Here is a 14,460-nt window from a genome sequence, read left to right as displayed (position 1 = left end):
GGTCCGGCCGGACCACCGGGCCCGCCCTGACCGCCCCCGGCACCGCCCGCGCCACCGCGACCGCCGCCGGGCCCGCCCGGTCCACCAGGACCAGCGGGCCCGCCAAGCCCACCCGGTCCCGCAGAACCGTTACGCGGCCCCGGGAAATCGCCGGCGCCGTCGTCGTCGAACACCAGCCGGCTGAACTCCGCGGTCGGCGCGTTGTCGTCGTAGGGCCCGGCACCGGGAGGGAACTCGCCCTCGTACGGCGGCCTCCCGGAGCCATCACGGCCGAAATCGTCGGCACCGGTCACCGTGGGTTCCTCGATCCTGTCGTTCCATACCATGGTTCGTCTCCCGCTCCCGTTCCCCGTGTCCCCCTCGTCAGCGGGGGTTCGCGTTCGCGTGGGCGCTGCCAAGTATCGCTCGTGAAAGCCGCGCGCAAGCCCGGAAGAGCATACGCAGCCCTGATGGGTTGACTAAAAAGCCGGGTCTGTCACCCAAGCTCACCCCAAAGAACGAATACCGGCGCCGCCGGGGCCAACCGGAGCGCGTCCCCCGGACGGGGGGCCAGACGCGAAGCCTGCAACTGCACGCCGTCCACCCGGCGGTCGCCGAGCCGCAGCGCCTGCCGGATGGCCGGCAGCCGGTCCAGGGCGGTGACCGCGGTGACGACGGTGCGCGCGCCGGTGGTGGCGCAGGCGCGCACGATGTCGGCGCGCTCGGTGCCGACGAAGACCGCGTCCGGCCGGGGCAGCGTGGCCAGCGCGGTCGGCGCCGGACCGCTGACCACCTCGACGTCCACGCCGTGCATCACCGCGTTCAGCGATATCCGCTCGCAGGCGTCCGGATCGCGGTCCACGGCGATCACCGCGGCGCCCAGCCGCGCGCACTCCACGGCCAGCGCCCCGGCCCCGGCCGCGACCTCCCAGATCATCGCGCCCAGCCTTGGTGCCAGCCGCGCCAGTATCAAGGCCCTTATTTCAGCGGGGAGCACCTGCGGGCCGCGGGCCACGAACGCGTTGTCCGGCACCGCCCAGCCCGAGGAGGGCCCGGCCCACGCCGACACCCAGCCGGCGCCCCAGCGCGGGTCGTGCGGCGAGTCCGGGCTCAGCCGCTCCTCGTCCAGCACCAGGATCGCGTCGGCGGCGCCCCAGACCACGCGGCCGGCCGCCTCGGTCGGCGAGAGCCGCTCGATCCGCTCGTCGGCCTCGCCGAGGTGCTGGGCCACGATGAAGACCCGCTCGGCCCCGCGCAGGGCCGCCGCGACGCGGTTCGGCGTGAACTCCGGGGCGGTCACGATGGCCACCTTCGGATGCGCGCGGGCGGTGTTGGCGGCGCGCTGGAGCGAGCGGTCGTCGGTCACGCAGACCACCACCGCGTCGTCCCACGGCAGCCCGAGCCGGCCCAGCGTCGCGGCCACCGGGCCGGGCGCCGGATAGCCGACGACTTCGAAGCCTGATTCCCGCAGATCGCGCAGCACCCCGAAGAACCCGGGGTCGCCGGCCGTCACCACGACGGCCGGACCGGCCTCGGGATCGCCCAGGTGCGCGGTGAGGCGGGCGTAGGCCAGGCGGTTGTCATCGCCCAGCAGGATCCGCCGCACGTGGTCGGGCACCCCGATGCCGTCGAGATGGCGCGCGACGCCCACGGCCAGTTCGGAGGATTCCAGAACCCGGCGGACCACCGGTCCCGGCAGCGATCCGTCGTAGCCGACGACCGCGACGGCCGCCGCGGCCTGGGCTATCGCCGGCCCCGCGGCCCCGTGCCGGCCGGCGGTCACGCCGGACCCTCGGCCGACACAGCTGGCACGGCGGAGCTGGGGACGCGCCGTGGATCGGCCATGGAGTGGTCCTCCGCATTACGACTGTAGGAACGTCAACGCACACTAACACCGCCTGTTCCACAAGTGAGGCGGCGAATCCGGCGAATCGGGGCGAATCAGGGGAGCGAACATCCCCGTTCGGCCGTGGCGCGGATCTCATCGCGCGCCGGCCCCCGCGCCGGGACCGGTGGCGCACGTGCAAAGGCACGTGCGTCAGTGAGCCATGGTCACCTGCTGGACACCCTCGGCGATGAAGGGGTCGCCGGCCCTGGCGAAGCCGAAGCGCTCGGCCCACGGCTCCAGGGCGGTGGGGACGTCGATCAGAAGCCTGCGCTCGCCGGCCATCTTCACCGCGTAGTCCAGCAGCCGTCCGGCGATGCCGCGGCCGCGCGCGCCGAAGCGGGTGGCGAGGCGTTCTATCCGCAGGGTGTCGTCGGACTCCTGAACCACGCGCAGGGCGGCCAGCACGTCTCCGTCGCGCTCGGCCCACAGGTGCACGCTGGACGGCTCGGTGTCCCGGCCGTCGATGTCCAGGTGCGAGCTGCCCCATTCGACGATGAAGACCTCCTGCCGCAGCCGCAGCAGGGCGTAGATGGTCGGCGCGTCGAGGTCCTCGATGTGCGCGTAGCGGTAGGAGACCTTGCCCAAGACGAATCTCCGAAACGGGCCTGCCGGCGCCGGAGCACCGGTGGGAGTGGTGACGCGGCGATCCGCCGCGCCGATGGTGCCGTTCTGTGCTGGTCTTTGAAGATCTGTGCTGGTCCTTGCAGATCTGTATTGGTCGTTGAAGATCTGTGCCGATCCTGTTCGCCGATCCCCGGTGGTCCCGCCCCCGAACTGTCAGACCCGTGACCCCCGTCACGGGCAGAATACTGACCCAGGTGCACGGACGCCATGCACGTGCGGCACGCCGCCGGTACCGCCTCCAGCATAGGTAGTATCAGCTGGATACACTGCCAATTCGGTGAAGATCACCTATGCGTCGAAGTGCGGGCGGTTGTGCGGTTATGCATCGGCGGCGGCGCGGGTCTGAACTCCGGTTCAGAGCACCGCTTCAGAGCACCATCGACCCGATGGCGACCAGGCCCACCACGACGATCAGGCCCCTGAGCACCTTCGGCGGCAGCCGCCGGCCCACGCTCGCCCCGATCTGCCCGCCGACCAGCGCACCGACCGCGATCGCCAGGGCCGCGCCCCAGCGCACCGACGGATGCTGGGACCCGCCGAGCCCGAGCGCGCCGACCGCGATGAACACCACCGCCGCGATCGCGTTCACCACGCAGGCCAGGACGTTCTTGACGCCGTTGAGCACCTGCAGGCGGTCGCTGTACGTCAGGCCGAGAATCGCCATCAGCAGCACACCCTGCGCGGCGCCGAAGTAGCCGCCGTACATCCCGCTGCCGAACACGGCCAGCAGGACACCCCAGCCTTGGGCCGCGCCGTCCGCCACCGTCGCGCTCTCCCGCGCCGCCCGGCGCGCCGCGATCCGCTTCGCCAGCCGCGGCTGCACGATGATCAGCACCAACGCGAGGGCGATCAGGGCGGGCACGATCGCCTTGAACGCCTTGGCCGGCAGCAGGAACAGCAGCAACGCGCCGAGCGCGGCGCCGAGCATCGAGGCGAGCACCAGGCGCGTCAGGCGACGGCCACCGAGGGCGCGGAACTCCGCGATCTCCGCGCGGTAGCCGTGAATTCCGGACAGCGAGCCGGGTACCAAACCGACGGTATTGGTGACGTTCGCGACAACCGGGGTGTAACCGAAGGCGAGCAGGGTCGGGAAGGTCACGAGGGTGCCGGAGCCGACGACCGTGTTGATCGTGCCGGCCGCCATGCCCACGCCGAGCAGCGCCGCCACCTCGCCGATGCCCACTGCCGCCTCCTTCGCGCCTGGCCGACCCGCCTTTGCCGACGCGCTCTGGCCGATGATCGAGCGTAGCGGGGAAAGATCGGTTGGCTACGCGGCGTCCAGTAGTTAGGATCGCTAACCGTGCACCGGTTGTTCCCGGTCACCCCGCCGCCGGGATCCTGAAGCGGGGTCGACCTGACCATCAGAAACCGCCGGTCGGCGTGTTGAGCCGACCGGTCTGAGTGGCACGCCCCGCTTCCCGCGACTGATTCCTCTTCCGCCTTTCATCAGGCACAGTCTTCGTCGCAGGAGCGATCCCTTTGATTTACCTCGTCTTTTCCGGCGTGCTCTGGGGCACCGGCGGTCTCACCGGCCGGTTGCTCGCGCTGCACGCGCACCTGTCCCCCACCGCCGTGGCCGGGTACCGGCTGTCGATCGGCGGCACGCTGCTCATCTTGTTCGCGACCGCCATTGGCCGCGGACGGCCGCGGCAGGGCGGCGCCGTCGCGCGTACCGGACGGCTGCCGGGTGCCGGAGCCGGCCGCTCCGGGCGGGTCCGGGGCCGCGCGGCCTGGATCCGGGTCGGCGTCATCGGCGCACTGTCCGCCGGCTTCCAAGCCTGCTATTTCGCGGCCGTCGCGCTGACCGACGTCAGCCTGGCCACACTCCTCACCATCGGCGCCGCACCCGTGCTGGTCGTCGCGTTCGAGCAGGCGACCGGCCGGCGGCGGCTGGACGTCCGGGTCGCCGCGACCGTCTCGTTGGCGGTGGCCGGCCTCGGTTTGCTGGTCGGCGAGCCCCCGCACGGCATCACGACCGCGCATCTCGCTCTCGGCGCGCTGTGCGCGATCGCCAGCGCGGCGGGCTTCTCGGCGATCAGCCTGCTCGGCAAGGACCCGGTCGCGGGCCTGGATGAGATCACGATGACCGGCTACAGCTTCACCCTCGGCGGCTTGGTGCTGCTGGGGGCCGCGGCCTTCACCACCGGCGCCGGATTCACGCCGAAGCCGGCCGCGATCGGCCTCCTGGCGGTCTTCGGCCTCGTCCCGACCGCCATCGCCTACGGCTGCTACTTCATCGGCCTGCGCGAGGCGGCGGCGAGCACCGGGACCGTCACGGCGCTGCTGGAACCGCTGACCGGCACGGTCCTGGCCGTGGCGCTGCTCGGCGACCGGCTCACCGCCGTCGGGATCCTCGGCGCGGCGCTGCTCGCGGTGTCGGTCACCGCCGAGACGTGGCAGGCGCGGACACGCGCCGCGGGCTAGCGGCAGACGAAGCGCGGGGCCGGTCATCAGACCGGCCCCGCGCTTCCTCAGCTACCTCGGCTTCCTCGGCTACCTCAGTCGTCGTCCTGGTTGAAGAACACGTCGTCCGCCGGGCTCGACGTGCCGCGCTGGCGCGGCGGCCGGTCCTGGCGGGGCGCCGGGGCCTTCGGGGGCGCCTCGGCGGTCGGGGCCAGGACGTTGCCGTTGGCGGCCACCGGCTCCGCGGCCGGCACCCCGGGCATGCCGAAGCGGCCCAGAGCGCCGCCGACGTTTTCCAGGGCCTTGCCGAACTCGCTGGGGATGATCCAGAGCTTGTTGCTGTCGCCGGAGGCGATCTTCGGCAGCTGCTGCAGGTACTGGTAGGCCATCACCTGGCTGTCGGCGTTGCCTTCGTGGATGGCCTCGAAGACCTTGCGGATGGCCGCCGCCTCGCCCTCGGCCTGCAGGGCGCGGGCCTTGGCCTCGCCTTCGGCGCGCAGGACCGCGGCCTGCTTCTCGCCTTCGGCGGTGAGGATCTGCGACTGCTTGAAGCCCTCGGCCGACAGGATCGCCGCGCGGCGGTCCCGGTCGGCGCGCATCTGCTTCTCCATCGAGTCCTGGATCGAGGCCGGCGGCTCGACCGCCTTCAGCTCGACGCGGGAGACGCGGATGCCCCAGTTGCCGGTCACCTGGTCCAGGACGCCGCGCAGCTCGTTGTTGATGTAGTCGCGGCTGGTCAGGGTGCGCTCCAGGTCCATGCCGCCGACGATGTTGCGGAGCGTGGTGACCGTCAGCTGTTCTATCGCCTGGATGTAGTTGGTGATCTGGTAGACCGCCGCGCGGGCGTCGGTGACCTGGAAGTAGATGACGGTGTCGATCGAGACCGTCAGGTTGTCCTGGGTGATCACCGGCTGCGGGGGGAACGGCACGACCTGCTCACGCACGTCGATGATGGCCCGCACCCGGTCCACCACCGGCATCAGGATCCGCAGGCCGGGCGTCAGCGTGCGGGTGTAGCGGCCGAAGCGCTCGATGACGGCGACGGTCCCCTGCCCGACTATGCGCACGGACTGGAACAAGCTCGCCGCGATGACCGCGGCGATCACGACGAGGACGACGATCGTGGCGACCATGTCGACTCCTCCTCCATAACAACATCGATGTCCGGCAGGCAGAGGGCAAGAAACACCCCCCGGTGACAGTGCTCGATCTTAGGCCCACCCGTCGCCCACCAACCACCCTTCAAGGGGGCGCTGCGCGCCACTGTATTAGTACCCTCGTGCGGGCATGGCGCACACACGGTTCCGTCGAGGTCCGTCGTGAACAGTCCTGCCCGCGTTCGGGTATGCGGAATCCCAGGCGCCGCTTACAGAACGAGCGCGGTGGCGCCTTCGATCTGCGCGACGTCGACGCGGTCTCCGACCTCGTATTCAGTCTGCCCGTCGTAGGCGCGGGCACTCCAGATCTCGCCCGATATCCGCACTCTGCCGTCGTGGGCGTCTACTTTCTCGACGACGACAGCTTCGCGGCCGATCAGCGTGTCGGTGCCCTGGCGGTGCTCGGGCCCGCCGTGCAGCCGCTTCATCGCGGTCGGGCGGGCGAAGACCAGCGTGGCGATGGAGACCGCGCCGAAGGCCGCGAACTGCACGACCACGTTCCCGCCGGCCCCGGCGGCGATCGCGGCCGCCGCCGCCCCGATCCCGAGCATCACGAACACCAACGTGGTCGTGGTCAGCTCCAGGAGGATCAGCACGGCCGCAACGATCGCCCACACCATCGCGTGCATGGAACCCATGCTACGGAAGCCGGAGCGGCTATCAAACCCCTGTCAGAGGGCGCGAGGTGGCGAACGTCAGACCGCGCGCGCGTACCAGCGGTCGCCGGAGGGGGTCTGGTAGCGCTCCACGCTCAGCGGCAGGCCGAACGCGGTGGTCAGGTTCTCGGAGGTGAGCGAGGTCTCGATCGGCCCGGCCGCCACCACCGCGCCGGCGCGCACCAGCAGGATGTGCGAGAAGCCCGGCGGGATCTCCTCGACGTGGTGCGTGACCAGGATCGTGACCGGCGCGTAGGGGTCCGCGGCCAGCCGGGACAGCCGGCGCACCAGGTCCTCGCGGCCGCCGAGGTCCAGGCCCGCGGCCGGCTCGTCGAGCAGCAGCAGCTCCGGGTCGGCCATCAGCGCGCGGGCGATCAGCGCGCGCTTGCGCTCGCCCTCGGACAGCGTGCCGAAGGTGCGCTTGCCGAACTCGGCCATGCCCCACCAGGCCAGCAGGTCGTCGGCGCGCTGGGCGTCGGCCTCGTCGTACTTCTCGCGCCAGCGGCCGACCATGCCGTAGGAGGCGGTCATCACCACGTCGCGCACCGTCTCGCCGCGCGGCAGCCGCTCGGAGACGGCGGCCGAGGAGTAGCCGATGCGCGGGCGGAGCTCGAAGACGTCGACCGCGCCCATCCGCTCGCCGAGGACGCCCACCGCGCCGGCGGTCGGGAACAGCGAGGTGGCCGCGATGTTCAGTACCGTGGTCTTGCCGGCCCCGTTCGGCCCCAGCACCACCCAGCGCTCGCCCTCGCCGACCGTCCAGTTCACGGCGTCCAGCAGCTTGCGGCCCTCCCGGACCACGGAGACGTCGACGAGGTCGAGGACGCTGTCGGGGTCGACGGACAGGGCATCGGTGGTCATGTTCGGCACCAGGTTCCTCACGCTGCAGGCCTCGATCTTCGCGCGCCTAGCTTAGAGGACGCACGAGTACGGCAGTCCGCACCGTCGGCACCGTCGCACACACCAGATCGCCGCGTGGGCGCCGCGACGTACCCTGGTGGTCATGCTGAGCGAACACCGGTCCGGCCGCCTCGTGGCGTGGGGGAACGCGTGGCTGTCCGGGCACACCAGTCTGGACTCGGCCGCCGAACAGGTCCGGGCGGACGGCGACGAGCCGCACCGGGTGGCCGGCGTGCCGGGCGAGGACGCCGACGTGAGCTGGACCGTCGCGCTGGGCCGGCTGCGCGCGGCCGGCGTCACGGGCTTCCGGCTCGCGCTGCCCCGGCCCGGCGACCCGCTGGGCCTGAAGGGGCCGGCCGCCTTCAACCAGGCGGCGATCGAGGTCGGCGAGGCGGTCCTGACCGACGGGCCGGCCCTGGGCATCGTGCCGTCGGTGGCCGGCTACGGCCCGGACGGCGACCGCGGGCACGCGGTGCGCTGGACGGTGACCCCGGTGGAGAGCGGCGCGGCCCCGGTGCCGACGCTGTCAGAGGCCGAACGCGAGCTGAACGCGGCGCTGCGCGAGGCGGCCGAGGAACTGGCCCGCCTCGACGTGGCGCGCTGGCGCCCGGAACTGGCCGAGTCGCTGGCCGCGATCCGGGGCCACGGCCGCGCCCCGGAGGCGGTGCTGGCGCCGGGCTATCCGCCGCGCGCCGTCAAGGTCCTGACCCAGGCGCAGCGCCTCGCCGCGATCGCCGATCTGGCCAAGCAGGACGAGGGCGGCAGCGTCACGGCGCTGGAGTCGCGGCTGCGGGCCTCGGCGCTGGTCGGGCTGGAGCGGGTGACGCGGCGGGCGCAGCTGGCGGCGTACCACTCGATTCTGGAGCCGGGCGGCCAGTGATCGGTGACTGGTGATCGGTGGTTGGTGATCGGTGGTTGGTGATCGCTGATCGCTGATTGGTGATCGGTGATCGGTAATCGGCGACTGCTGGTGGTCGGTGGTCGGTGGTCGTCGGTGGTCGGTGGTCGTCGGTGGTCGGTGGTCGTCGGTGGTCGGTGGTCGGAGCGGCTGTCGGCCTGCCGATGCCGCTCGTTCCTCAGCCCATCGTGAGCGCCGCGAACTCCATAGCCACCCCGATCGCCAGCACCACCAGCGCCCCGAGCAGCTCCACCCAGTCGCGCAGCCTCAGGTCGAAGCGCGAGACCAGGATCCGCTCCGGCCGCAGCGGGTCGTACCAGAGCCGCACCTGGGCCCCGGTCGCCACGCTCTGGTGCGGCCGGTAGCCGTAGGCGCGGGTGACCACCGGCGGCCCGGTCTGCGCGAAGTAGCGGACCCGCGGCGCGTTGCGCACCGTCCCGGAGGCGTCACAGGACACGACCATCCCGATCACCTCGCCCCGGGTCGGCACCCCGACCAGCCGGAGCCGCAGCCGCGCGAGTCTGCGGGCGCACACGGACAGCCAGAGCACCCCGCCCCCGGTCCAGAACAACCCGGACGCGGCGAGGAACCCGGCGACGAAGGACAGGTCGTCCGCGGCCATGATTCCATGCTAGGTCTGTCAGCCCGGGGTGAACCTGTTGAGAGACCAGACATCACCCGTATGGGATACCGGAGGCGCCCACCACCCGGACACTCCTCGGCCGTTCGGACGCCGGCGGGTACCGTGGATCACACCATGAACACCGCGCTCGTCCTGCCGCCACCTGCCGCAACCGTCCTGGTCACCGTGTACGGCGCCGACCGTCCCGGGGTCACCGCGAGCCTGTTCGCCGCGCTGGAGCCGTTCGACGTCCCGGTCGTGGACGTGGAACAGGTGGTGGTGCGCGGACGCCTGGTGCTGGCCGTCCTGGTCGGCGCGCCGACAGAGTCCGACGGCCCCACCGCGCTGCGGCTGGCCCTGCACAGGTGGGCCGCCGAGGAGAAGCTCGACGTCGAGGTGGTCACCGGCCTCGGCGACAACCGCAAGCGCCGCGAGGGCCGCACGCACGTGACCGTCCTGGGCGCCCCGCTCAAGGCGGCCGCGATGGAGGCGCTGGCGCGCGAGATCGCCGAGTGCCGCGGCAACATCGACCGCATCGTGCGGCTGGCCAAGTACCCGGTGACCGCGATCGAGCTGGACGTCTCCGGCGCCGACCCCGACCTGCTGCGCGAGCGGCTGGCCCAGGTCGCGGCCGAGGAACACGCGGACATCGCGGTGCAGCCGGCCGGCCTGAGCCGGCGGGCCAAGCGGCTGGTGGTGATGGACGTCGACTCCACGCTCATCGAGGGCGAGGTCATCGAGGAGCTGGCGGCCCGCGCCGGGTGCCTGGACGCGGTCGCCGGGATCACGCAGCGGGCGATGCGCGGGGAGCTGGACTTCGCCGGGTCGCTGCGCGAGCGCGTGGCCCTGCTCGAAGGGCTCGACGCCGGCGCGCTGGAGGACGTGCGCGCCTCGGTCCGGCTGATGCCCGGCGCGCGCACGCTGGTCCGGACGCTCAAGCGGCTCGGCTACCTGGTCGGCATCGTCTCCGGCGGGTTCACGCACGTCACCGACTCGCTGCGGGACGAGCTCGGCCTGGACTTCGCGCTGGCCAACACCCTGGAGATCGGCGCCGACGGCCGGCTGACCGGCCGGGTGGTCGGGGCGATCGTGGACCGCGCGGGCAAGGCCGCGGCGCTGCGGGAGTTCGCGGAGTCGGCCGGGATCCCGGTGACCGACACCGTGGCGATCGGCGACGGGGCCAACGACCTGGACATGCTGGCCGCCGCCGGGCTCGGGGTGGCGTTCAACGCCAAGCCGGTGGTGCGGGAGCAGGCGGACACGGCGGTGAACGTGCCGTTCCTCGACACGATCCTGTACCTGCTGGGGATCACCCGCGAGGAGGTCGAGGTCGCGGACGCTTCGGAAGAGGCGATAGAGACCGCGCCTGCGGAGGCGCGGTCAGGGTCTGGAGCTGGGTCCGGGGCTGGCACTGGCGCTGGTTCCGGGTCTGCGTCGGCGGCGGCGGCTCAGGAGCCGGTCTCGGGATCGGGATCGGGATCGGGATCGAGGTCCGGGTCCGGGTCCGGGTCGGGGTCCGCCAAGGACTCGCGGAAGGTGCAGCCGGCGGCCTGAGCAGGCTCAGCCGCGCGGGGACTCCACCGCCACGATCGAAGCCCCGGCCGGGTCCAGCGTGGCCCAGACGCCGTCGAACTCCAGCACGGTCAGCGTGTTGGTCGGGTAGCGGGCGTGAACCTTCGTGACCAGCTCCGGGTTCGCCTCGTCGGCGAGCGCCAGCGCGAGGTACTGGGTCCCGGGGTTGTGCGAGACGATCATCAGGGTGCCGATGCCCTCGGGCGTCCGGCGGATCACTTCCAGCATCTCGCCCGCCGAGGCGGCGTAGAGGTCGTCCAGCAGGAGCACCTCCGGGCCGGCCGGGAACGCCTCCGCCGCGAGCTCGTAGGTCTCCTGCGTGCGCAGCGCGGTCGAGACCGCGGCCCGGTCCGGCACGCGGTCGTTGTCCACCAGCCACGCGCCGGTGCGCGGCGCGTCGCGGCGGCCGCGCGCGGAGAGCGGACGGTCGTGGTCGGCGACGCCGTCGGGCCAGTCGGACTTGGCGTGCCGGAGCAGGATCAGGGTGTGCCGCATCAGCCGTTGGCCAGGCCCCAGAAGGACACGATCACCAGGATCACCATGATCAGGGCGATCAGGCCCAGGAGCCGGTACATGCTGGCCGCGCCGGCGCCGCGCTGGGCCTCTCGCCACTCGCGCGGCGGCCACTCGGCCTCGGCCGGAGTCTCGGGCACCAAGATCTCTGGCACGGAGACTGCGGGCTCGTCACTTGCTGCCGTCATGCTGACCAGTGTCGCATCGTTGTCCGGGCGGGCGCCTGCGGGGTCCGCGTCGCGGCACTGCTCACCACTTCTTTCAGCTCAGGCGCTGCTTCGGCTCGACCTCGTCGGCCAGCTGCTCCAGCACCGGCACGGCGGCCTGCAGCGCCTCCAGCTGCGCGCCGGTCAGCCGCTCCATGCCCTGCACGAGCGCCGCGGTCCGCTGCTTGCGCACCTTGGTGATCAGCGTCTCGCCGCCGGGCGTGAGCGTGACCATGAAGGAGCGGCCGTCGTCCGGATCCGGCTCGCGCTGCACCCAGCCGGCCGCGACCAGGCCGCTGAGCGTGCGGGTCATCGACGGCGCGGCGACCTTCTCGCGCTGCGCCAGGTCCCCGATCCGGATCGGGCCCCACTTCTCGATCACGAAGAGCGCGGACAGCTGGGCGAAGCTCGCCTCGGACTGGCGTTGCAGCAGCTGCCTGTTCAAACGCCCCAGCGCCACCCGCAGGCGGGCGGCTACCTCGGTGTCGGGCTGGGTCGGCGATGAGTTCATCGGGTCCTTCACAGGAGCGCGGGACTGAGCCGGCGGCGTCGGATGGGTGTCGGTGCGGTGTGGCGGAAGTGGGGCACAGTGAAACACATTGCCCGACCCACAATCTACCGACCCTCGACGCCACAGGCCGGTCCCACGCCGCGGGCCAACGTGGGACCCGACTCGACCCGACGCGGGATCCGGCGCGGGACCCGGCGCGGGACCCGGCGTAGGACCCGGCGTGGGACCTGCCGTCAGGCGGTCGCCGCCACGCCCTGCCCGGCGACCGTCTCCTCCTCCGGCTTCGCCTTCCCGGGCAGCGCCGAGGCCACCGCCCCGATCACCGCCATCGCGATGGCGAGCCAGAACACGACCATCAGGCCGTCGTGGAAGGGGCCGGAGATGAGGTGCGGGAAGAACTCCCGGCCGGTCAGGGTCTGCGCGTTGGAGGCGGGCAGGGCGTGCAACGTAGAGGGACCGAGCAGCTGCTGCATGGGGTTGTAGCCGAGGAAGGCGGCGAACAGGGTCGCCACCGGTGGCAGGTGCGAGATCTGCGTCGCGGTCCCGGCCGGCACCCCCTGCGCGGTCAGGCCGGTGGACAGGGTGTGCGGCAGCGAGCTGGACAGGCCGGCGACCATGAGCGAGAAAAAGATGCCCATGGAGAGCACCATGCCGGCGTTCATGAACGTCGCCCGCGCCCCGGAGGCCGCCCCGCGCATCCGTGTCGGCACGCTGGACATGATCAGCGAGGTGTTCGGCGCGGAGAACAGGCCGCCGCCGATGCCGTTGAGGAAGATGAGTAGGGCGAACACCCAGTAGGAGAAGTCCGTAGGTATCAGGAGCAGGCCGGCGAACGAGACGGCCATCGCCACCAGACCACCGGCGGCGAACACCCGAGGCCCGAACTTATCGGACAGGTGCCCGGCGATCGGCCCGGCGGCGAGGAAGCCGAGCGTCAGCGGGATCATGTAGATGCCCGCCCACAGCGGCGTGTCCTTGTAGTCGTAGCCGTGCAGGGGCAGCCAGATGCCCTGCAGCCAGATGATCAGCATGAACTGCAGGCCGCCGCGCGCTATCGCGCCGAGCAGGTTGGCCAGGTTGCCGGTACTGAAGTCGCGGTTCTTGAACAACGTCATCGGCAGCATCGGATCGGAGATCTTCGCCTCGATGACGCAGAACACGACGATCAGGGCGACGCCCCCGATCAGCCCGGCGTCGACCCAGGGGTTGGTCCAGCCCTGGGTGTGGCCACCGTAGGGCTGGATGCCGTAGGTGATGCCGGCGAGCAGCGAGGTCAGGCCCGCGGCGAAGGTGAGGTTGCCCCACCAGTCGATGCGGGCCTTTTGTCGGACGCCGGTGTCGTGCAGCGACTTGTAGGCCCAGACGGTGCCGATCAGGCCGATGGGCACGTTGACCCAGAACACCGTGCGCCAGTTCCACTCCGACAAAGCACCGCCGAGCACCAGCCCGATGAACGAGCCCGCGATCGCCGCGACGATGTTGATCCCCAACGCCATGCCCCGCTGCGCAGCCGGGAACGCATCGGTGATGATCGCCGCCGAGTTCGCCATCAGCATCGCCCCACCGATGGCCTGGAACACCCGCCACCCGATGAGCCACAACGCACCGGTCGCACCATGGAACGGATCGAGCGACAGCGCGACCGAGCAGACGGTGAAGACCAGGAACCCGGAGTTGTAGATCTTCACCCGCCCGAACATGTCCCCGAGCCGCCCCAACGCCACCACGAACACAGCGGTGACGAGCATGTAGCCCATCAGCATCCACAGCAGGTAGCTGACGTTCGACGGCTGCAACGGATCGAGCTTGATCCCGTTGAAGATCGCCGGCAGCGAGATCAAGACGATGGAGGAGTTGATGGTCGCGATCAGCATGCCCAACGTCGTGTTGGACAGCGCCACCCACTTGTAGTGCGGATGGTCGGGCCCGCGGACGGCCTTCCCAGTCGCGCTGGAAGCTTGTGTCGCAGTCATACCGCCCCGCCCTTTTGTCATTTACATAGTTTAGGCACGCTAAGTTTATGGGCGGAGAGGATGGCTGGCAAGAGAGGTATGACGACTGGCGAGGCGGGTGGGGCTCGGGGCGAGATCGAGCTGGCAACTGGGCCCCGCACTACGAGGCGCGGCCGCGCCGGCCGCTGCTTGCCGGGAACTCGCACGAAACCACCACTCCGGCGAGGGCCGCGACAACGTGAGACTCGACCTCTCATCCGCGCGCTCGACGGCTCGGCATCGCACTGCCGCACCCGGCTGACTCGGCAGCAAACAGCGCGGCGGGCAACCAGGCATCAGCGCGAGTCGCGCGGCAGCCGACCAGGCGCGCACTGTCCCGGCGGCTCGGCATCGCTCTGACACACCAGCTCGGCAGCTCGGCAGGGTCGCGAGTCGAGCGGGCTCCCCCAGCAGCGGCCGACCGCCCCCTCCGCGGCCGGCCGCATGGCTCCTAGATCGGGAAGGCGATGTCGCACACGTCGTCGTCGGGGCCGACCGCGTCCCAGTCGCCGAAGTAGACCTCGCGTGGGGGGAGGGCTG

At 71.6% G+C, this 14,460-nt stretch carries 14 protein-coding genes and 1 pseudogene; 3 read left to right on the top strand and 12 right to left on the bottom strand.

The annotated features are described in order from the left end of the window. The 4 genes and pseudogenes from GWK61_RS57620 to GWK61_RS44395 form a co-directional block, all read right to left on the bottom strand. Window positions 1-326, bottom strand: a pseudogene (locus GWK61_RS57620) (hypothetical protein); the annotation flags it as partial. A 149-nt stretch (window positions 327-475) separates the two neighbouring features. Next, complete coding sequence (locus GWK61_RS44405) at window positions 476-1,762, bottom strand: bifunctional cobalt-precorrin-7 (C(5))-methyltransferase/cobalt-precorrin-6B (C(15))-methyltransferase (protein WP_228563964.1); 1,287 nt, start codon at window positions 1,760-1,762, stop codon at window positions 476-478. A 255-nt stretch (window positions 1,763-2,017) separates the two neighbouring features. Next, window positions 2,018-2,452 (bottom strand): GNAT family N-acetyltransferase, encoded by a 435-nt coding sequence (locus GWK61_RS44400; protein WP_194918475.1) that lies wholly within the window; start codon window positions 2,450-2,452, stop codon window positions 2,018-2,020. Between the two features lie 406 nt (window positions 2,453-2,858). Then, window positions 2,859-3,674 (bottom strand): sulfite exporter TauE/SafE family protein, encoded by an 816-nt coding sequence (locus GWK61_RS44395; protein WP_323748034.1) that lies wholly within the window; start codon window positions 3,672-3,674, stop codon window positions 2,859-2,861. Window positions 3,675-3,970: 296 nt separating this feature from the next. Between GWK61_RS44395 and GWK61_RS44390 the strand changes: the two genes are divergently transcribed. Further along, entirely contained in the window at window positions 3,971-4,915 is a 945-nt protein-coding gene (locus GWK61_RS44390) for a DMT family transporter (protein WP_194918473.1), read from the top strand. Between the two features lie 74 nt (window positions 4,916-4,989). Here the strand turns inward: GWK61_RS44390 and GWK61_RS44385 are convergent, their stop codons facing one another. From GWK61_RS44385 to GWK61_RS44375, 3 genes are all read right to left on the bottom strand, one after another. Beyond that, the gene (locus GWK61_RS44385; protein ID WP_194918471.1) at window positions 4,990-6,027 is read right to left on the bottom strand and encodes an SPFH domain-containing protein; all 1,038 of its coding nucleotides are present in this window, start codon (window positions 6,025-6,027) and stop codon (window positions 4,990-4,992) included. Window positions 6,028-6,260: 233 nt separating this feature from the next. Next, complete coding sequence (locus tag GWK61_RS44380; protein ID WP_194918469.1) at window positions 6,261-6,680, bottom strand: NfeD family protein; 420 nt, start codon at window positions 6,678-6,680, stop codon at window positions 6,261-6,263. 66 nt (window positions 6,681-6,746) lie between these two features. Next, entirely contained in the window at window positions 6,747-7,568 is an 822-nt protein-coding gene (locus GWK61_RS44375) for an ABC transporter ATP-binding protein (RefSeq protein ID WP_194918467.1), read from the bottom strand. Between the two features lie 142 nt (window positions 7,569-7,710). On the opposite strand from GWK61_RS44375, the gene GWK61_RS44370 reads away from it, so the two are divergent. Next, a complete protein-coding gene (locus GWK61_RS44370) occupies window positions 7,711-8,487 on the top strand; it encodes an Rv1486c family protein (protein WP_194918466.1) in 777 nt (258 codons plus the stop codon). 196 nt (window positions 8,488-8,683) lie between these two features. Here the strand turns inward: GWK61_RS44370 and GWK61_RS44365 are convergent, their stop codons facing one another. Next, window positions 8,684-9,127: a DUF3592 domain-containing protein gene (locus GWK61_RS44365; RefSeq protein WP_194918464.1), complete on the bottom strand. Its 444-nt coding sequence runs from the start codon at window positions 9,125-9,127 to the stop codon at window positions 8,684-8,686. Window positions 9,128-9,262: 135 nt separating this feature from the next. Between GWK61_RS44365 and serB the strand changes: the two genes are divergently transcribed. Continuing rightward, on the top strand, window positions 9,263-10,681 hold the full coding sequence (serB, locus tag GWK61_RS44360; protein WP_228563963.1) for a phosphoserine phosphatase SerB: 1,419 nt from the start codon (window positions 9,263-9,265) through the stop codon (window positions 10,679-10,681). 6 nt (window positions 10,682-10,687) lie between these two features. Here serB and GWK61_RS44355 read toward each other — a convergent pair whose 3' ends face one another. From GWK61_RS44355 to GWK61_RS44340, 4 genes are all read right to left on the bottom strand, one after another. Then, window positions 10,688-11,194: a SixA phosphatase family protein gene (locus tag GWK61_RS44355; protein ID WP_194918462.1), complete on the bottom strand. Its 507-nt coding sequence runs from the start codon at window positions 11,192-11,194 to the stop codon at window positions 10,688-10,690. Then, window positions 11,194-11,400, bottom strand: a complete 207-nt coding sequence (locus tag GWK61_RS44350; RefSeq protein ID WP_194918460.1) for a hypothetical protein — start codon at window positions 11,398-11,400, stop codon at window positions 11,194-11,196. Before GWK61_RS44350 ends, GWK61_RS44355 begins: the two co-directional genes overlap by 1 nt. Window positions 11,401-11,473: 73 nt before the next feature. Then, on the bottom strand, window positions 11,474-11,929 hold the full coding sequence (locus GWK61_RS44345) for a MarR family winged helix-turn-helix transcriptional regulator (RefSeq protein WP_194918458.1): 456 nt from the start codon (window positions 11,927-11,929) through the stop codon (window positions 11,474-11,476). Window positions 11,930-12,162: 233 nt separating this feature from the next. Beyond that, window positions 12,163-13,902 (bottom strand): MFS transporter, encoded by a 1,740-nt coding sequence (locus GWK61_RS44340; RefSeq protein ID WP_194918456.1) that lies wholly within the window; start codon window positions 13,900-13,902, stop codon window positions 12,163-12,165. Between the last annotated feature and the right edge of the window lie 558 nt (window positions 13,903-14,460).

Origin of the sequence: Catenulispora rubra, from assembly GCF_015356825.1 — a bacterium.
Classification (GTDB): Bacteria; Actinomycetota; Actinomycetes; order Streptomycetales; family Catenulisporaceae; genus Catenulispora; species Catenulispora rubra.
The sequence above is the reverse complement of the archived record's forward strand: the minus strand, read 5'-3'. Positions and strand labels throughout refer to the sequence as shown.